Annotated in this window: 13 protein-coding genes and 1 pseudogene; 4 read left to right on the top strand and 10 right to left on the bottom strand. The window is 62.9% G+C overall.

Annotated features, from left to right (window positions below):
- Positions 1-256 precede the first annotated feature (256 nt).
- Together ACFQ4G_RS08370 and ACFQ4G_RS08375 are read left to right on the top strand one after the other, a co-directional pair.
- Positions 257-1,945 carry a methyl-accepting chemotaxis protein gene (locus ACFQ4G_RS08370; RefSeq protein ID WP_238208807.1) on the top strand — a complete coding sequence of 563 codons (1,689 nt, stop codon included), beginning with the start codon at positions 257-259 and terminating at the stop codon, positions 1,943-1,945.
- Positions 1,946-2,086: 141 nt separating this feature from the next.
- On the top strand, positions 2,087-3,274 hold the full coding sequence (locus ACFQ4G_RS08375; RefSeq protein ID WP_238208808.1) for a YncE family protein: 1,188 nt from the start codon (positions 2,087-2,089) through the stop codon (positions 3,272-3,274).
- 550 nt (positions 3,275-3,824) lie between these two features.
- Here the strand turns inward: ACFQ4G_RS08375 and ACFQ4G_RS08380 are convergent.
- From ACFQ4G_RS08380 to ACFQ4G_RS08390, 3 genes are all read right to left on the bottom strand, one after another.
- Complete coding sequence (locus tag ACFQ4G_RS08380) at positions 3,825-4,517, bottom strand: haloacid dehalogenase type II (protein WP_238208809.1); 693 nt, start codon at positions 4,515-4,517, stop codon at positions 3,825-3,827.
- A gap of 6 nt (positions 4,518-4,523) precedes the next feature.
- Positions 4,524-6,053, bottom strand: coding sequence for a murein biosynthesis integral membrane protein MurJ (gene murJ / locus ACFQ4G_RS08385; RefSeq protein WP_238208810.1), 1,530 nt, complete (start codon positions 6,051-6,053; stop codon positions 4,524-4,526).
- 419 nt (positions 6,054-6,472) lie between these two features.
- Positions 6,473-7,072, bottom strand: coding sequence for a superoxide dismutase (locus ACFQ4G_RS08390; protein WP_238208811.1), 600 nt, complete (start codon positions 7,070-7,072; stop codon positions 6,473-6,475).
- Positions 7,073-7,308: 236 nt separating this feature from the next.
- On the opposite strand from ACFQ4G_RS08390, the gene ACFQ4G_RS08395 reads away from it, so the two are divergent.
- Complete coding sequence (locus ACFQ4G_RS08395; RefSeq protein ID WP_238208812.1) at positions 7,309-8,289, top strand: hypothetical protein; 981 nt, start codon at positions 7,309-7,311, stop codon at positions 8,287-8,289.
- A gap of 19 nt (positions 8,290-8,308) precedes the next feature.
- On the opposite strand, the gene ACFQ4G_RS08400 is transcribed toward ACFQ4G_RS08395, so the two are convergent.
- The 4 genes from ACFQ4G_RS08400 to ACFQ4G_RS08415 all read right to left on the bottom strand — a co-directional run bounded on the left by ACFQ4G_RS08400 (position 8,309) and on the right by ACFQ4G_RS08415 (position 12,770).
- The gene (locus ACFQ4G_RS08400) at positions 8,309-10,069 is read right to left on the bottom strand and encodes a sensor histidine kinase (RefSeq protein WP_238208813.1); all 1,761 of its coding nucleotides are present in this window, start codon (positions 10,067-10,069) and stop codon (positions 8,309-8,311) included.
- A 218-nt stretch (positions 10,070-10,287) separates the two neighbouring features.
- On the bottom strand, positions 10,288-11,025 hold the full coding sequence (trmB, locus tag ACFQ4G_RS08405; protein ID WP_238208814.1) for a tRNA (guanosine(46)-N7)-methyltransferase TrmB: 738 nt from the start codon (positions 11,023-11,025) through the stop codon (positions 10,288-10,290).
- Between the two features lie 3 nt (positions 11,026-11,028).
- Entirely contained in the window at positions 11,029-12,207 is a 1,179-nt protein-coding gene (gene metK, locus ACFQ4G_RS08410; RefSeq protein WP_238208815.1) for a methionine adenosyltransferase, read from the bottom strand.
- 140 nt (positions 12,208-12,347) lie between these two features.
- Positions 12,348-12,770, bottom strand: a complete 423-nt coding sequence (locus ACFQ4G_RS08415; RefSeq protein ID WP_238208816.1) for a helix-turn-helix domain-containing protein — start codon at positions 12,768-12,770, stop codon at positions 12,348-12,350.
- Positions 12,771-13,311: 541 nt separating this feature from the next.
- On the opposite strand from ACFQ4G_RS08415, the pseudogene ACFQ4G_RS08420 reads away from it, so the two are divergent.
- Positions 13,312-13,466 (top strand): annotated as a pseudogene (locus ACFQ4G_RS08420) (IS3 family transposase); the annotation flags it as partial.
- Between the two features lie 722 nt (positions 13,467-14,188).
- Here ACFQ4G_RS08420 and ACFQ4G_RS08425 read toward each other — a convergent pair.
- The 3 genes from ACFQ4G_RS08425 to ACFQ4G_RS08435 all read right to left on the bottom strand — a co-directional run bounded on the left by ACFQ4G_RS08425 (position 14,189) and on the right by ACFQ4G_RS08435 (position 17,926).
- Complete coding sequence (locus ACFQ4G_RS08425; RefSeq protein ID WP_238208817.1) at positions 14,189-15,373, bottom strand: GNAT family N-acetyltransferase; 1,185 nt, start codon at positions 15,371-15,373, stop codon at positions 14,189-14,191.
- Between the two features lie 100 nt (positions 15,374-15,473).
- Positions 15,474-16,766, bottom strand: coding sequence for a hypothetical protein (locus ACFQ4G_RS08430; RefSeq protein ID WP_238208818.1), 1,293 nt, complete (start codon positions 16,764-16,766; stop codon positions 15,474-15,476).
- 5 nt (positions 16,767-16,771) lie between these two features.
- Positions 16,772-17,926, bottom strand: coding sequence for a glycosyltransferase (locus tag ACFQ4G_RS08435; RefSeq protein WP_238208819.1), 1,155 nt, complete (start codon positions 17,924-17,926; stop codon positions 16,772-16,774).
- Between the last annotated feature and the right edge of the window lie 101 nt (positions 17,927-18,027).

Consider the following 18,027-nt stretch of genomic DNA (forward strand, 5'->3'; position numbering starts at 1 on the left):
AGGATCGTGATCAGGCTCCGCATGCGATGCCCTCCAAAAGCCTCGCAGAAGCCCAATTCCCAAACCGGCGCTACATCAAATCCTCAAATGCGATTCCTCTGCATGCGCTTGTGGCGCCCATACCTGCCGTCAACTCTCTCGGTTGGAGCGAGATCACACCAATGCTGCTGAGCGCGCAACTGAAGCTATGGTTGGCGTTACAGTATGTTAATAAAATTGATAGCTACCTCAAATATACCTCGAGGTGGTCGCTCCGATGTTCATCAAGTCGCTGTCTGTGCAAACAAAGCTTATAGCTAGCTTCGGACTGGTTTTTCTACTTGCGGTTGCGCTTGGCGGATCGTCATTGTTTTTTCTTCGCGCCGTGAACGATGTTGCGCGGGAAATGCGGGACGATCATCTGCCGAACACCGAGATGCTTGGCAAGATTCAGGTTCTCGTCCTGCGACAGCGGGTCAACGGCGGGCGCTTGATCACCGCGGACACACCTGACCTGCGCGCCAGCGTCGCCGCCACGCTCAAGTCGCGCGCCGATCAGATGCGCGACGTCCAAGCAGCCTACATACCTCGTCTCGACACGGCCGAGGAGAAGGCGCTGTACAAGGCGTTCGAGACCCAGTGGGCCGCCTACTCGGCATTGCAGGACGGAATCGCTGCAGAAGCCCAGGCCGGAAACCTTGCCCAGGCCCAGCGCACCTACAACACCACCATGTCAATGGAGATCAGTGCGGTCTTGGCCGAGCTTCAGAAGCTCGTCGACTACGAGGCGCGTGTCGCCCGCGAGAGCGGTGCTCATGCACAGGCAACCTATGACGGCGCAGTGATCTCCACCATCGTGCTCGTCGCTATCGCCGCACTGTTGGCCGCGGGTGCCGCCATCCTGCTCGCCCTTAGCGTGAGCCGACCCTTGCGCCGTATGGCCTCGGCGATGGGTCTTCTCGCTCAGGGGGATACCGACATCGAAGTGCCAGGCGTCGATCGTGCGGACGAGGTCGGAGCGATGGCAAAATCCGTCATCGTGTTCAAGAATAACATCGTTCGCACCCGCATCCTGGAGGCGGAGACCGAGGTTGCGCGCGCCGGCGCCGAAGCCCAGCGCAGGGCGGTGATGATCGACATGGCAAATCAGTTCGAGGCCGCGGTCGGTGGCATCGTTACCCAGGTCAGCGCCGCTGCCACCGAGTTGCAGGCGACCGCGGGCAGCATGAGCGCTACGGCAACGATGACCGCCCAAAGCTCGACCAATGCCGCGACCGCGGCGGATACGGCCTCGTCCAACGTCACGACTGTGGCCTCGGCGGCCGAAGAACTCGGCTCGTCGGTTCAGGAGATCGGTCGCCAGATGCAGGGTTCGGCCAGCCTGTCGCAGCGCGCTGTCGGCGAAGCGGCCGAGACGGCGAACCTCGTCCGCGACCTCAGCGAATCCACGACCCGCATCGGCGATGTGGTGTCGCTGATCTCGACCATCGCCGGCCAGACCAACTTGCTCGCCCTCAACGCGACCATCGAGGCGGCCCGCGCAGGTGAGGCTGGGAGAGGGTTCGCCGTGGTCGCCTCCGAGGTGAAGGCTCTGGCGAGCCAGACCGCCAAGGCCACCGAGGAGATCACAGGCCAGATCGCGAGGATCCAGGCCTCCACAGACTTGGCAGTCACCGCCATCGCCGGAATCACCCAGCGCATCCGCGAGATCGACGACGTCTCGGCGTCTATCGCTGCCGCGGTAGAAGAGCAGGGCGCGGCGACCCAGGAGATCGTCCGTAACGTCAGCGAAGCCTCCGCCGGAACCAACGAAGTCACCCACAACGTGAACGCCGTGGCTGCCGCTGCCGAGAAGACGGGCGCCGCCTCTGCCCAGGTCTTTGCCTCTGCCTCTGAATTGTCTCAGCAATTCAACACCCTAGACATAGCGATGTCGCGGTTCATCGCGACGATCCGGGCCGCATGACAGCGGGTGCCTGATCCGTCACAAGCTCTTCCGACATGCTGTTTCTGATAAGACGAGCTTATCGGAATCGGCAGGTGCCATGGCGCGGCCTTCCTCGCCCGCCGGCCGGGAGTGGGAACGATGCGCTTCGTCGGATGCCTTATGGCAGGGCTGCTTGGCCTCGCTCCCGCCTTCGCCGCCGAGGCGCCCGCCTTCGCCGCCGAGGCGCCCGCCTTCGCCGCCGAGGCGCCCGCCTTCCTGCTGGTGGGGCTTGACGGAAAAACCTTCTTCCTGCCCGATGGCGGCACGAACGGTTCCAACGGTCACGATGCGGTGGCTGTAATCGACGTCAGCGACGAGGCCCGTCCCCGACTCGCCCATGTTCTCCCCCTCGATAACTCCGTCTACGGACCGCCTACCAATCTTCAGATCACCCCGGACGGGCGGCTCGGCCTAGCGGCAAGCTCCGTGCTGATGCGGCAGGACAGCGAGGCTTGGTATGCGCAGGCCGACGACCGCCTCCATGTAATCGATCTTCTCGCCGATCCCCCTCGGCTCGTGGAGACGATCCGCGTCGGACGCCAGCCATCGGGCCTCGCCATCGCTCGGACGGGCGATTTCGCCCTCGTCGCCAACCGTGAAGGCCGCAGCGTAACCGTCCTCTCCATTGCCGGGACGAGCGTGCGTGTCGTCATGACGGTGGATGTGGGTGACGAGGCGGCGGCGGTAGCGATCGCTCCGGATGGACGACGTGCCTTCGTCGCCAAGAACAAGGCAGCGAAGGTCGGCGTTCTCACCCTCGACGGTACCCGCGCGACCTACGATGCTGCCCTCGATCTTCCCGTCGGCCCTGGCATCTACGGTCTGGAGTTCACCCCGGATGGACGTCTCGCTCTCGCCGCCAATACTGGACCCGAGCCGAGCGACGGTCACGCCGATAGCATCAGCGTGATCCGGGCCGACGTGGCGCGGCCGGTTGTGATCGACCATCTCGGCATCGGCGATACGCCGGAGACCCTCGCGATGTCGCCCGATGGCCGGCATGCAGCGGTGGCCGTGGTCCGGGGATCGAGTGCTCCGACGACGGGCCCCGGCTTTACACCGACCGGGACGCTCGCCCTGCTCACCATTGATGCGTCGGGCATGGTCCGGCAGACGGGTGAGGCCGAGGCGGGGGATGTGACGCAAGGCGTCGCGTTCAGTCCATCGGGTGCGTATGTCTATGTCGGCAACTACGTCGACAGGAACATCGGCGTCTATCGGATCGAAGGGGATGCGGTTCGCGACACGGGGTTCAGGCTCGGCCTGCCCGGACAACCTGCTTCGATGCGGGGCCGGGCAGAACGGTAACGCTATCACCCGCGCCGCTTGTCAGTGGGGGCATTGCTCGCGAAGGTGTGCGTCGGTCCGAAACAATCCCATTGCTGATTGTTTTTATTTGGAAACATCATTCGTCCAACACGGGTTCGACGTATCGAAGTCATGAGAAATGAAATCTCAATACTGTTTTTCGAAGACTGCCTGCGAGGCGAAAAGCTGAAGTATCGTCGACCATCGTGTGAGTGCGTGGCGTCTTGGTAAAGGCAATATCGGTCTTGCCACAGTGCTCTGTTGGTCGTGCCTTGCCGGAATTGATGAGGCGTTGGCCGCGGTGACGGGTACGGGGGTGGTCCAGAGACGACGGTGACTGCACCGCAGACATCATCGACCGGTGAGACCCTTCCTCTCGGAGCGGCTGATGCGCTGGTTGTCGACCCTGATGAGCGGACCGAGCGCCTACAGCGCATAGATCGTATATTGAATGGGATCTGTCGGGCGTGCTGACGCACTTGCCGGGGGAGAGATTGGGGCCGGCGGTGGCGAAGACCAAGGCATCGAAAAAATTGCGACCAACTCGGGTTCAGGCGATTTGGCTGAGGGATGCGATGACCTCCACTGGAGCCAAGTCGGCATACTCATCCGGTAGGTCTGAGCGATTCACCCATACCGAATCGAAACCGAACGACGTCGCACCGGCGATGTCCCAGCGGTTCGAGGAGAAGAATACGACCTCCGAAGCGATAGCTCTGAAATGGCGAAGGACGATCTCGTAGGCGGCTGGAGCAGTCTTGAAGATTCCGGCCGGATCGACCGAGAGGATGGCGTCAAGGCCCTCCGCGAGGCCCGCCGCCGACACGGACGCCGCCAACATCGAGGCGTCACCGTTGGAAAGGATCGCCGTCCTGACTCCACGCCGGCGCAGAGTGTGCAGTGTGTCTGTCGCATCCGGATAGGCGTCGAGGCTGCGATAGGCGTCGAGCAGGGCTGCGCGCAGGGCACGGTCGATGTCGGGATAGCGTTCGAGAGCGTAGTCCAGTGCGTGCTCGGTCAGCAACCAGAAGCTGGCGTAGCGTCCCATCAATCCCGTCACCCAGGAATATTCGAGCTGCTTCGTTCGCCATAAGCCGGAGAAAGCGTCTGCATCACCGCCTATGTCCCGGGCGTAGCGGACCACGGCGGAGTTCACGTCGAGGAGGGTGCCGTAGGCATCGAAGACCGCCAAGGTCTTGCCGGTAAGGAAGCTCTTGCCGGCAAACAATGCGCCATCGGTCATGGTGGATCAGGCTCTGCGCAGACGCAGGCCGAACGCCCGCAGGGTCCCTAGTAACAGTGTGGCGTAGACCAGCGTTCCGGCGAGGCCGAGGAGAGCCAGAACTATGATCTCGCGGAAATGCGGTAGGGCTGGGATCCATCTCTCCAGCAGCGGCAGTCCGTAAACCGCCGTGGCGGCAAGCGCGGTGCAGGCGATGACGACCCCGGCGATGGTGGCACCCAAGCCTCGGCTCGGGGCCGTCCAACCCTTTCGCCACGCCAGTCCGAAGAGGAGGGTGAGGTTCAGCCACTGACTGATGGCTGTGGCGAGAGCCAAGCCCGTTACGCCGTAGGGTCCGGTGAGGACGATCTTCAGTGCGACGTTGAGGGCGATGGAGGCCAGCGATGCAATGAGCGGCGTCATCGTGTCCTGGCGGGAATAAAAGCTCGCCACAGCGCTTCGCACCAGCACCACGGCGGGGAGAGCGAGGCCATAGGCTGCGAGCACCGAGGCGGCGCGGTCGGCATCCTCGGCGGTGAAGGCGCCGCGCTGGAACAGGGCCGTCATCATCAGGCCGGGTAGCGTGAGGAAAGCGATGGTGAAGGGGGCCGACAGCGCGAGCGAGAAGCCGGCGGCGCGGTTCTGGGCCGTATGCGCGCCGGCAACGTCGCCCTTGGCGATCCGGCGGCTCATTTCAGGTAGCAGCACGGTGCCAGCGGCGATGGCTATGACGCCGAAGGGCAGTTGATAGAGCCGGTCTGCGTAATAGAGTGCTGAGACTGCACCGATGGGCAGGAAGCTCGCGATGATGGTGTCGGCGAAAGTGGCGATCTGGAAACCGGCCGCGCCGATCACCGCCGGGCCGAGCACCTTGAAGAACCGCATCATGGTTGGATCGCGCAGGGTCGGCGCGCTCAGGCCTGGGGCGAATCCCGCTCGTCGGCAGGCGAGCCAAACCAAGCCGAACTGCAGTACGCCGGAGACCGATACGCCCCAGGCGGCGGCGTAGGCGGCGTTGGGAAAAAACCCGGCCAGAGCTAGGGCCGCCAGCATCGAGAGGTTGAGGAGAACCGGTGCACCCGCCGCCACGGCGAAGCGTCGATGGGCGCTGAGGATGCCCGACAGCAGCGTCACCAGGGTCATGAATAGAAGATAGGGGAAGGTGATACGCGTCAGTGCGATGGCGAGGCCGAAGCGCTCGGGATCCTCCGAGAAGCCCGGCGCCAGGGTGCGTACGACCCACGGCATCGCCGGCAGAGCGATGGCCAGGAGCACGATCTGTGTCAGCAGCATCAGAGTGAAGATGCGAGTGGCGAAACGTCGGGCCCCGCCGTCTTCGGCCGTCTCGGACAGGCCGGCATAGGCAGGGACGAAGGCTGTGTTGAACGCGCCCTCGCCGAAGATCGCACGGAAGTGGTTGGGCAACCGGAAGGCGACGACGAAGGCGTCCGCGACCGGCCCGGCTCCGAGCACCGCGGCCATCACCACATCGCGGACAAATCCTGTGACGCGTGAAACCAGCGTCCAGCCGCCAACGGAGAGGATGCTGCGGATCATGAGGGACGAGCGCTTTCGGTCTATGGAGCGAGGGGGTCGTCGGCCCAATATCTAGCCCAACCGCAACCTCATTCCGAGACGATCGCGTGGCCGGTTTCGAATGGGCGCTCAAGTCCGCGCCGAGCGGCCTGAAGGGCGCCCTCGAAGCTGCTATGCGGCACCTCAGCATGAGGGTCGTGGCGGGGAGCGACGAGAGGATAGGATGTCACACACGGGCAACGTCCTATCGAACGAGGCGTAGATCTAGAATTCCAAATGCGCGCAGTACATCGACTGAAGCGAAGATGACCCCGGCTTCAATGGTGCCGGCATTGGCAGATCGGGCGCATTCAAGAGCGCGCTTTCCCTGCCATCTCAAGAGAGTCGACACGATAACGCCGCGGATCCGAAGATCCGCGGCGCGACGACCGCAGCGAAGCTTACTTCGAGGCTTCGCCGTAAAGCTTCTCGACGTACTCCCAGTTCACCAGGTTCTCAATGAAAGCCTTGATGTAGTCGGGACGGCGATTGCGGTAATCGATGTAGTAGGAGTGCTCCCAAACATCGACGCCAAGAATCGGCTTAGCCCCATGCACCAAAGGATTTTCGCCGTTGGGGGTCTTGAGGATGGCGAGTTTGCCGTCCTTGACGGCGAGCCAGGCCCAGCCCGAACCGAACTGGCTAACACCAGCCTGAATGAAGTCCGCCTTGAACTTGTCGAAGCCACCGAGATCCTCGTCGATCTTTGCGGCCAGCGAAGCAGGAGCCGAGCCACCACCGTTGGGCTTCATCCAGTTCCAGAAGTGAAGGTGGTTGAAGTGCTGGCCAGCATTGTTGAACAACGGCTGATTGTTGCCATAGGACGCCGTGACGATCTCCTCGACGGTCTTGCCTTCGAGACCTGTGCCTTCGAGCAGCTTGTTGCCCGTGTCGACATAGGCCTTGTGGTGCTTGTCGTGGTGGAACTCGAGGGTCTCCTTCGACATGTAGGGGCCGAGCGCATCGTAGGCGTAAGGCAGTTCGGGCAGGGTGAAGGTCATCGGCAGGTCTCCCGGGTCTGGTGGCGCAAGGTGGTGAGGCTCGCTCGAAGGGATGCGAGGGTCGCGCCGTCTACTTGGCCAACGCGCTCGTACCTAAGTCGGTCCCCGGCCAAGGGCAACGGGCGTCGGAGATCGAACGTCGGACGCACTTTCCCAGCGGATAGATTTTGCAAAACCCAGGCCGGGCCTTACTGTGTGCACCGCACTTCCAGGTGCAGGCGTCATCAGAGAGTTCCATGATCCTCGCGCTGTTCGCGCTCGCCATCGTCATGATCGTCGGCGGCATTGCTTCCGTCGTCCAGGGCTTCCCCTATGTCAGGCTGGAAAGCGGATGGACAATGACCATCGCTGGCGCCGCCACGGCCTCGTCCGGCGCCATCCTCCTCGGTCTTGCCGTCGTGGCCACCTACCTCAAGCGCCTTGAGCGAGTGTTGATGGAGCAGGGAAACGGGCGCGGTGCAGATGCGCCTAGCATGTCACCGGAGGAGACGAACCGGATCGAGCCTCCAGGGCTAGTGATTGAAACTTCCGAGGAGGAGTCGGCAGCGCCCGGAAAGCAACGTCCGAGCATCGTCGGATTGACTGAACCGAGACCAGCCTCACATCCGCAATCTGCCGTCGATACTATGTCCCTCACACCATTGGGCAGTGACCCGGCTTCTCCGTTGCTGTCCGATCTCCTGCCTGAACCGCCTCCTCCTGCCATCAAGGAAACGCGGCAAAGCCCGATTTCTTCGGCCTTACCGGAACCCGGCACCGTGCCGCCGCGCCGGATCAAGCCGAACAAACCGCCGAGGCCGGTCAGGCCGACACCGATGGTCGACACGGTTATCCCGGCACCGGAAGCCAACGTCGGGATATCCACGGTCACGGAAACGACCACCGCCCCTCCGGTTTTGCCGCCGTCGGGCCCGCAGAGGGTCGAGCCGGAGGAGCCTCTGGGCCTGCGACCTTCGCTGACAGACGTGCCGGACCGTGCGCCGAGTTCGGCCGAGCCGCTCGAACCCCGCGAGCCCGAGACTCCTGAGCTGACCGCCAAGGGGAGCCTCCAAGTGGTGGGAACCTACGCGTCCGGCGGCAACACCTATGTCATGTACTCGAACGGATCCATCGAAGCTGATACGCCGCGCGGCCAGTTCACCTTTGATTCTCTGGACGAGCTTAAGGCTTTCGTAGAAGCTGGCGGCGAGGAAGGCGGCGCCCGCGGGGCCGCCTGACGAGGGCGGAAACGCCCGGTCAGGACAATGGGTTTAGACCCTCGGTGCGGGCGGGCAGCGGCGCCGTCATCGTCATGCGGAATCCTTCGGTCGGATAGCTCGCCGCAATCTCGGCACGGACCTGCGCGGTGAGCACGCGCTGCAGCAGGCGTGAGCCGAAACCCTGACGGGTGGGCGGTCGCACGGGCGGCCCATCAAATTCTGACCAATCGAGGTGCAGCATCATTCCTGTCGAATCTTCGGAAAGTCTCCAGGAGATCGCGACCCGGCCTTCCTGCGTCGAGAGAGCGCCGTGCTTCGCTGCGTTGGTGGTCAGTTCGTGGATGGCCATGCCGATAGGGACCGCGATCTCGGAGGCGAGATCCACTGGTGGCCCGTCGAGAGTGACTCGCCCTGTGCCGGGCACATCCTGCCCAGCGTCGCCATACGGGCGGAGTTCGTTCTCGATCAGCTTCCTCAGAGAGGCGGTCTGCCAGGTATCCTCGGTGAGAACCGAATGCGTATGGGCGAGCGACATGATCCGTCCGACGAAGGCCTCGTAGAAGCTTTCGATGCTGGAAGCCGTGCGTGCAGTGGAGCCTACGATAGCCTGGACCGTAGCCAGAGTGTTCTTCACCCGGTGATGCAATTCGCGGATCAACAGCGCCTGGCGCTCCTCGGCGACCCTGCGTTCGGTCACATCGGCGACCACGCCGATAAGGCGCCTGGGAAGGCGACCGCGTGCATCGCTTTCGAAGCGGCCGGCCATGTCGATGATCCGCCATCCGCCATCCTGGGCACGGCGGATGCGGCCGCTAGCCTGGAGGGTGGAGTCTTCCCGCAGAGCCGTCGAAATCGCCGAGCGAAACGCCGCGCGATCATCTGGATGGAGGACGGTGCTCAGGAACTCGCGCTTGCCGAGTGCGCCTTCCTCGGGCGCGCGACCGAAGATCGCGAACATGCGTTCGTTTTCCCAAACGGCCTGATCGTCAAGCATATGCCATTCGAAGATACCGAGTTCGGCCAGCGACGTGGCGATGCGCAGTCTCTCCTCGCTCTCGCGTTGGGCATCGCGCGCCTCCACGCGCTTGGTTACGTCCTGCAAGACACCAACAACGATGGCGGGTCGAGCGCCTATGGCACCGATGGCCTGCCCTCTTGCGCTGATCCGGATCTCGATGCCGTCGCTCGCGCGGCGCAGACGTGCCTCGATAGCGAAGGGGGCATCTTCTATGATCGCCGCGCGGACCGTATCCTTCATCCTCGCTGCCTCGGACTCGTCCATCAGATCCTGGACTTGCGCCCATGTCAGCGACATGCCGGGAGATGAGCCTAGGATATGCGCTGCCCGCCGCGATAATCTCAGGAAACCGTCTGCGAGATCGAGCCGCCACTCGCCGAGGCCGGCCGCGGTGAGGGCCGCACGGTTTTCCTCAGAGCGGACGATCTCGTCAGCATCGACCCGCTCAACAACGAATGTGCGGCATGCATCGGGCCGGGACGTCGGCGATGTCCTGACGCGGACGTCGATGAGGCTGCCGTCCTTCGTAGTCCAGCGCCGGATTCCGGCGAAAAGCAAAGCGGGATCGTCCCCGAGCAATGCCGCTGAACTGCCGGTCAGGCCGCCGCGGGGATGCCCGAGAAGGTCGCAAAGGGCCCTATTGGCGTCGAGAATATGCCCCGAGACAGCGTCGAGAATGAGAAGTCCAACGCCGGCCTCATCGAAACCGCGCCGATAGAGGTCAGTTGGGGGGTATGAATCCCCAAGAAGAGGCGATCCTCGGTCCGTTCCGCTGCCCACTCCGCAACCTCGCTCGGCAATGCCCCTACGTTGCGGGAGGCATCATCGCTTGCTCCGGTGGACCCGGATGTTCATTCCATCATCATCTGAGGTCGCAACATCGTGCAGTGCAAGAGCTTGCGACGAAAAAGCTGTGCCGCAGAACACCGGACGTCGGCCGGTAAAGTTTCTTCGGGAGAACCATGGGCGGCACGGTATCGACGGTTTCGCCAGCAAGATCAGCCGGCCCGGCGGAACTCCAAGTAGGTAGGAGCTCGGCCTGCTGCGATTGCCTTTGCTTCGTAACGGGTGCCTGGCCATCCCAAGAAGGCCTGATTCCAGTCTACCGCTAATGCTGCGGTCCACGTAAGGGCTTCGCAACGTGCCGCTCGAACCAGGGTCCAGCCGGCGTAATCGTCGATGTCGCTGGCAAAGCGGAACACGCCGCCGGGTTTCAGTACACGAGCAATCTCAGCGAGCGTCTCATCCGAGACGAATCTGCGCTTGCGCTGTCGACGCTTCGGCCAAGGATCGGGATAGAGCAGATATACCCGCGTCAGGCTCGCATCGGGAATCGCGGCGAGAAGTACGGTGGCATCCTCGTCCCAGATCCGGACATTTCGCAACTCGGCATCATCTACGGCGCGGAGAATCTTAGCGACGCCGTTGACGAAGGGCTCAGCACCGATAATCCCGACATTCGGATTCTGCGTAGCTTGCGCCGCGAGATGCTCGCCGCCGCCGAAGCCGATCTCGAGCCAGACCTCGTCTGTCTGATGCGGAAACAGCGATGGAGGATCGATATACTCGCCGGCGACTGGCAGCGAAACGCGCAGGTGCGGTAACAGTTCGGCGAGTCGGTGTTCCTGGCCGGCCCGCAACCGTTTACCTTTGCGCCGTCCATAGAAGGCGCGATCTATGCCCTCCACTACCGCCCCGCCATCATAGGGCGGGAGATCGTCCCGCCCGGCTTCCACGGGTCAGGACAGTGCCGATTTGAGCTTGTCGGCGAGGTCGATGCGCTCCCACGAGAAGCCGCCATCATCCTCAGGCTTCCGACCGAAATGACCGTAGGCGGAGGTTCGGGCGTAGATCGGCTTGTTCAGGCCGAGCGCTAATCGAATGCCGCGGGGCGAGAGATCAAGGGCATCCATCAGGACGGTTTCGAGCTTGGCCTCATCCACGTTTCCGGTGCCGTGCAGGTCCACGTAGATCGAGAGCGGCTTCGCCACGCCTATGGCGTAGGCCAATTGGATCGTCGCACGAGTCGCCAGGCCCGCGGCGACGACGTTCTTGGCGAGATATCGGGCGGCATAGGCGGCCGAGCGATCGACTTTGGTCGGATCCTTGCCCGAGAATGCGCCGCCGCCATGGGGAGCCGCACCACCATAAGTATCGACGATGATCTTGCGGCCGGTTAGGCCGGCATCACCATCGGGACCGCCGATGACGAACTTGCCGGTGGGGTTGACGTGCCAGACGGTTTCCTCGCCAACCCAACCTTGCGGCAAGGCCGCGAGGATGTAGGGCTCTACGATGGCGCGCACGTCAGCCGAGTCGAGAGCCTCGTCTATATGCTGCGTGGAAAGTACGATCTGAGTGACGCCGACGGGGCGGCCGTTCTCGTAGCGCACCGTCACCTGACTCTTAGCGTCAGGCCCGAGCTTGGCGGCGTCACCCTGCTTCGCTTTGCGGGCGTCGGCGAGGTCCTTGAGAATCTTGTGCGCATAAAAGATTGGCGCCGGCATCAGCTCGGGCGTCTCGTCTGAGGCGTAACCGAACATGATGCCCTGGTCGCCGGCACCCTCATCCTTGTTACCGGACGAGTCGACGCCTTGCGCGATGTCGGCTGACTGAGCGTGAAGATGGATTGCGATGTCGTTGTTCTTCCAATGGAAGCCCGACTGCTCGTAGCCAATATCCTTCACGGCCTCGCGGGTGAGGTTTTCCAGATGCTCGAAGGTGACTGAATCCGGTCCGCGTACCTCGCCTGCGATGACGATGCGATTGGTGGTGGCGAGCGTCTCGACTCCAAGCCGCGCTTCAGGCTCCGCCGCGATGTAAGCGTCGACGATGGTGTCCGAGATACGGTCGCAGACCTTGTCCGGATGGCCTTCGGAGACCGACTCGCTGGTGAAGAGATAGTTCGAACGCGGCATCTAGGGCACCCCCGGTTTCGGGTTCGCCTCGACAGCGTTCGACCCGGTCTTCGGAACGCAGCGTTTCTCGCACCCTGGCCTGAGACGGTCAAGATGACAAATCGAACGTATCCGCTAGAAAGAACGAAACATACGATACGTCAACCGCTCAGCTTCTCATCCAAGGCCTGTACTGCAGCGGCGAATTCGCGACGGCCCTTTTCCGAGAAGTTTTCCGTCACATGCTTGGCGACGACATCGACGAGACCGATCCAGGAATTCTGCGATCTGCTCTGCTCGGCGAAGGCCTGTTGAGGCGGTTCACTGAAACCCTGCAAGGGAATGTCGTCGCTCCGATTCATACCGTCGAAGAAATAGTCGATCGGCATGCCCGTCATACGACTGAGGATTTCGAGATGGATCGCGCTGATGCGGTTGATGCCTTTCTCGTATTTCTGCAATTGCGCCGCCGACATGCCGAAACTCTGGGCCACGCGCTTTTGGGTCAGGGACGATTTTTTCCGCTGCTCGGCGATGCGCCTGCCGACATGGACATCGCGCGCATCTGTTTTCTGCCCAGCCATGTACGATCCCGTGCAGTCTCTAGAGCGTCGTCGCAAACGTTGCCATTTGGCAGGGCGGCAATGCTCCCATTTCTTCGGTCGCTGTTTCTTTCACGTTCGCCTAATCAACCCAACCCAAAAAAACTGCGCGTCCGTCATATTCGGTACAAAGTCCGGCGTGGCCGGTTAACGGTTCGTTGAGAAGCGCTGGTCGATTCCTCGACGGGTCCAACTGTTGAGTCGAAATTCCGACACGGGATCAATAACCTACGCACGGCCTCATGGAAATACGGGACGGTTTACCAACTTGCCATTGCCCGTCGGACGACAATGCCGCGATGTCGCTGGAGACCCGGTCCGAGCTTGCCGCAGCAGGAGCTTGATTGCGCAACTGCCGCGCAGCCGACCACAGTGAGCCCAGCGGCTCGACGAAGCGGGTCACCCGCTCGCGCAGATCCAAGGAGTAGCATGCGCCCATGATCCAACTAAGCGCAGAAGGGAATTCAGCGATCGCAACCAGACACAACACACGAGTCCAATTTTATGGACAAGGCTCTGATCTCTGTTCCGGAGCCTGCCGGCGGCACGGAGCATCATTGAGGCCTGGCGGGCAGAGAACGCAACCTGCCAACCTTACACGAGCTTGGGCGGGCTCATCCCGAACGCCTCTGCAATCCAGTCCCGACGGGACCACACCAGAGCGGACTGTGGTTATGAACGGGGGAAAACAAGAGGCCAGGTCAAAGAGCATCAAGTCTTCCGGGATGGCCCGACGGAGGCAGTACGTGCCGAGCCTGTCACGAATGAGGTGCGACATCAAAGCCACCGCGATCGTATCGCCCGATTGTATGACCGGCCGCGCATACGGCATTGATCGCGGAGGAATTTCGGCCCGGACAAGGGCTTGAAGTATGGTGGCGTCCCCGGCAGGTCTCGAACCTGCGACCCCAGGTTTCATCCCACTTCGGCTTCCGCCGCCGCTCCGTAGAGGAGCGTTCGTGGTCTGGACTATCCCTTCGCCGTGGATCCACCGGGAATGACCCGTCGCGATCTTTAGGCGCCGCCCGTCTAGTCTCTACACCTTCCCCAGAGAGGCCGGGGCTTGGCTCGGGATCGGCTGGGCCAGCATGCCTGCGGGCCTTGAGCGTTCCCCGAATTTGAGCGGATCCGCCGCGCAGTTTCCCACCGCGACGCCCAATTGAAGTTTAGGAAACCTGTGCTCTGTCCAGCTGAGCTACGGAGACTCACCGAGGGCTCACCTAGCATCAACGGGCAGATAGGCCAACTGGTGCGATCGGGTCTTTCTCGCTCCTGAACGCTCTTCGATGACGTGGATGCCGGTGCACGATGTCATGTCGGGTGCAGCTACGAGAACGTGGCGCTGTTCCTGACGTGAAATGAGCAGGAACGGCGCCAGTGGCCGGATTGGCTGTCCAGCTTCAGCCGATCTTTCGCCGCAGCCATCGGCGCGCATTCTGAGCGCGAGTGTACCATTCTGGATGATTGCGCAACCAGAGCTTGGCCGCTTCCGCTCCGTGCAAAGACTGCTTGACGAGGTACCCGCGCAGGGTCGCCACCTCCGCAAGTTCGCTCAAGTCACGAGTCTGGACGCCGAAATCGGACTTGTAGGGCATCACGCCGACAGTGAAGTCGAAATAATTCAAGCCTTCTGCGCGAGCCCAGCGCAGGGTTTCGGCGACGATATGCAGGCCGGGTGAGGTGTTGCGCCAAGCCTCACCCGCCATCGTCAGCAGGATACCGTGGAAGGTGCCGGCATGGACCAATCCGAAAGCGGCGGCGATCCATTCCCCGTTCACGGCCAATCCGAACAGGCGGACCGGGCCGCCGATCAGACCCTGATGGGCGGCCTCGCGATAGAACGCCTCGACATCGGGGCGAGAGAGAAGATTGAATCGTCCGATCTCGGCGAAGCGTGTACGGCGCTGATCGACCAGGGCATCGAAGATGCAGTCGATCTCACCGGCGTGTCTTGCTTCGACGAAGGTCACCTCACCGATCCGCTCCAGCCTGCGGCGCAGCTTGGCCATGTCTTTAAGGGTGCTGGGTCGGCACAGGCGCGATAGTAGCGTCTCTGCGTCGCCGTCGATGTCGACGCCGGACGCCTGCATGTCCATCCGGCGGCATCCAGGCAGGGTAGCGATCGGATTGGGGCGACCGTGGACGTCGTCCGGGATGCGGCTGATCTGGATCAGGTCCGCTCGCGGCAGGACCTTTCGTATTGCGGTCCAGGCCAAGACCATGTCATCGGCGGTCAGATCGATGCCGGGCGCCAGGATCGGAGCCGCGTAGTCGCAGACGCCCAGATCGAGCCAAGTGATCACCCGGTAGCCGCGGTGTCGGAGACGCGCCAGTGGCACCAGCATGACCGGGCGCCCCGAGGCGTCGGCCAACTCCACGATTACCGGCTCGGCCTTGGAGGCCGCGCTCAGGCGTTCGACGATGGCCGTCACCCAGTCGAGCCGCTGGTAGGCGGTGGCAGTCCCGTCGGATTCGAGCCGGATCCAGAGGCGGGACACTGTCGCCAAGTCTGTGTGGAGCCGGGCACTGTAGCCGCCGGCCATGGCCGCCCGCGTCGGCAGGGCGGAAGTCGCTGTCACGCTCATGGCCGGGTCATTCCTGGTATCGCAGCGCAGCGATGACGGATCGCGCAAGCCGCAAAAGTGTCGAAAAAATCGTCGTAGGCGAGGAGATGGGAAAGGTCGCTCATCGGCTCATGCCAACCTCGACGTCACGCGGGTGGTCAATCGGCATCAAGGGTCGGAAGGATCGCCAGGGTTTGAGCATCCAGAGGCAGCCTACAAGGACGACGACCTCCGAGATCAGGACGCCGAACAACGACCAAGCGGGCTGCGCAATCAAGAGCAGTCCGACCACCGTCACCGCGCCGACTCCAACGCTCACACCGGCAAGGATCGCAAGGGGCCTGAACTCCTGCATCGTTTCCATCAGCACGCGCATCGGTGCGTGGATCAGCGAGACCGTGACGATGGCCCAAGCCGCCACGGCGATGAGCATCATTGGAGCGCCGACGAACTGGCCGGCGAAGAGCCGGTGTTCGATGAGTTCGAGGGTCGAAAGGATGATGGCGCCGTAGGCGATGCAACCGAGGCCCAGAAGGCCAGAGCAGATGAGGGCGAAGCGGCGGGCGAGCCGGAAATTGCCGCGGGCGAGATGTCCGGCCACCTCCGGCTGGACCATGTTGATCAGGGCCGAGGCCGAAAGCCGCAGGGGTGAGAACAGCACGAAGGTAGCAGCCATCGGGGCATAGGCGGCGGGACCGGCGATTGCGGCCACAAGAAGACTCTGGCCTTGGCCCTGAACATTCGCGGTTGTGACGTTGATCAGCGACCATGACAGCGTCGGGATCAGCGCTCCGTAGCGACGGCGTACCGACCGGCCGAGACTGAGGCGGACGGGTTCCCTCAGGAGCGCCAGCGATGCGACGATGCCGAGCCCATTGGCGAAGGCCAGGCAGAACAGTGTCTCGTCGAGGCTCGGCGCCCCCTGAAAATGGATCATCCCTAAGGTAAGGGCGGTGCCGGACAAGGCGAACACTATGTCTCCAAGCCCGGAGATCGCAGGCCGATGCTTGGCGAAGAGCGCGAGGCGCAGGTAGCTGCGCAGCGACCACAAGCCCACGAAGAGGCTGCCGGCCACGGCGTTAATGTCCGACGTGGCCATGAGCGTGCCGCAGACTCCGGCTGCGATCGCCGCCGAGAGGACAACGGCCACCGAGCCGAAAGTCACGTCGAATCCGCGCGCGGCGCGTCGCCCAGCATGAGCTGGAATGGTGATAGTCGCGGGTACGCCGGCCAGCGAACGGATATAGGTCAGTGCCAATCCACCGACGAGAAAGAGAATGGCGAACCGTCCGTAATCGTGCGGGCTCAGGCTACGCGCGAGGACGATGTTGATTCCGAAGTGGAAGGCGCTCTGAGTGATCTCGCCTCCCAACATGAGGACGAAGCGTCGTGCGAGGCGGCTGAGGCCGTTCATGACGATCAACCCAGCGCTACGGTTTTTGCGGCAATTGTGATCGGACGACCACCGATGCGGGTACGGATCATGGTGATCAACCCTTCCGCGGCGGCGGCCTCACCGAACAGCGCTGCATAGCGGGCGCGGGCGGCAGTCGGGAAGCCACGCCAAGATGTCGGATCGGTGACGATCCGTTCCAGCGTCGAGGCGAGGCTGCGCGGGTCATCGGGCGCGACGACCCAACCGCTCGTTCCTTCTTCGACCACTTCCGTCAGCCCGCCGATGCGGGACACGATAGGGGGACGACCATAGGCCATCGCCTCGATTGCGACCCGGCCGAGGGATTCTGGGAGGCGCGAAGGCACCGTCACTACATCCGCCCACCTATACAGATCGGAAGGATCGTCGACGAAGGGCGAGAGGCAGATTACGGATCCCAGACCTGCATCCGTAATCTGGCGGTCGAGCGCCGCCTCGCGCGCGGTATCCTCGAACGCGCTTCCGACGATGCGCACGTCGAGCCGCGCTCGCACCTCCGGTGGCAGGGACCGGATCGCCTCGACCAGGATCTCCTGGCCCTTGATGCGACTGATGCGGCCCAGCATCAGCAGGCGCAGCGGGCGCGTGGCGTCATAGGTGGAAGGCGGCGGCACGTCAGGTCCCGCGATCCCATTATAGACCACTCGCATGGCTACCTTGGAGGTCAGCGAGAACGCCTTGGCGGTGGCCCGCGAATTGAAGACGATATCCGCCCCGCTCCAGCCGATCAGTCCTCGAAGCAGCTTGAGGGTGGCACCCTGCGGAATCTCGTGGACATGTACGATGGCGCGGCCGGGACACAGCCGAGAAGCGAGGAGATAGTCCGCCACGACGGACGTGTTGATGTAGACGAGGTTGCTCGCGCGCAGCCGTCGCCAGGCCCGCATCATCGCCAGCGGTAACGTCAGAAATCCAAGGGTCGCGAGACGCGGCAGATCGCGGCGTCGCAGAATCCAGAGCGGCTCGAAGATGATCCGGGATGCCACCGGTTCGACGGCGGCCACGATCGGACCGCCGCGCGGCAGCACGACGTCGATGACGGCATCCGGATAGGCGGCGCGAATGATACGCACGCTCTCAACGAAGCTGCGATCAGATCCGTAGAGTTCGTATCCCTGATGGACGCATGTGATGTGCATGCCGACTCAACCTCAATCTCGATCCCAACTGCCCCAAGATGACATGCCGGCCTGTTTGCAATCGTTACCGAGCAAGAACTTCACCGGGTGTAATCATTGCT

The organism is Methylobacterium marchantiae (genome assembly GCF_042679825.1).
GTDB lineage: Bacteria > Pseudomonadota > Alphaproteobacteria > Rhizobiales > Beijerinckiaceae > Methylobacterium > Methylobacterium marchantiae.

Excerpts from the sequence above, each read along its gene's own strand:
- ACFQ4G_RS08390 (WP_238208811.1), bottom strand. The coding sequence starts at position 7,072 with ATGACCTTCACCCTGCCCGAACTGCCTTACGCCTACGATGCGCTCGGC.
- ACFQ4G_RS08430 (WP_238208818.1), bottom strand. The coding sequence starts at position 16,766 with ATGAACGGCCTCAGCCGCCTCGCACGACGCTTCGTCCTCATGTTGGGA.
- ACFQ4G_RS08375 (WP_238208808.1), top strand. The coding sequence starts at position 2,087 with ATGGCAGGGCTGCTTGGCCTCGCTCCCGCCTTCGCCGCCGAGGCGCCC.
- ACFQ4G_RS08425 (WP_238208817.1), bottom strand. The coding sequence starts at position 15,373 with ATGAGCGTGACAGCGACTTCCGCCCTGCCGACGCGGGCGGCCATGGCC.
- ACFQ4G_RS08395 (WP_238208812.1), top strand. The coding sequence starts at position 7,309 with ATGATCCTCGCGCTGTTCGCGCTCGCCATCGTCATGATCGTCGGCGGC.
- ACFQ4G_RS08370 (WP_238208807.1), top strand. The coding sequence starts at position 257 with ATGTTCATCAAGTCGCTGTCTGTGCAAACAAAGCTTATAGCTAGCTTC.
- ACFQ4G_RS08435 (WP_238208819.1), bottom strand. The coding sequence starts at position 17,926 with ATGCACATCACATGCGTCCATCAGGGATACGAACTCTACGGATCTGAT.
- murJ (WP_238208810.1), bottom strand. The coding sequence starts at position 6,053 with ATGATCCGCAGCATCCTCTCCGTTGGCGGCTGGACGCTGGTTTCACGC.
- metK (WP_238208815.1), bottom strand. The coding sequence starts at position 12,207 with ATGCCGCGTTCGAACTATCTCTTCACCAGCGAGTCGGTCTCCGAAGGC.
- ACFQ4G_RS08380 (WP_238208809.1), bottom strand. The coding sequence starts at position 4,517 with ATGACCGATGGCGCATTGTTTGCCGGCAAGAGCTTCCTTACCGGCAAG.
- ACFQ4G_RS08415 (WP_238208816.1), bottom strand. The coding sequence starts at position 12,770 with ATGGCTGGGCAGAAAACAGATGCGCGCGATGTCCATGTCGGCAGGCGC.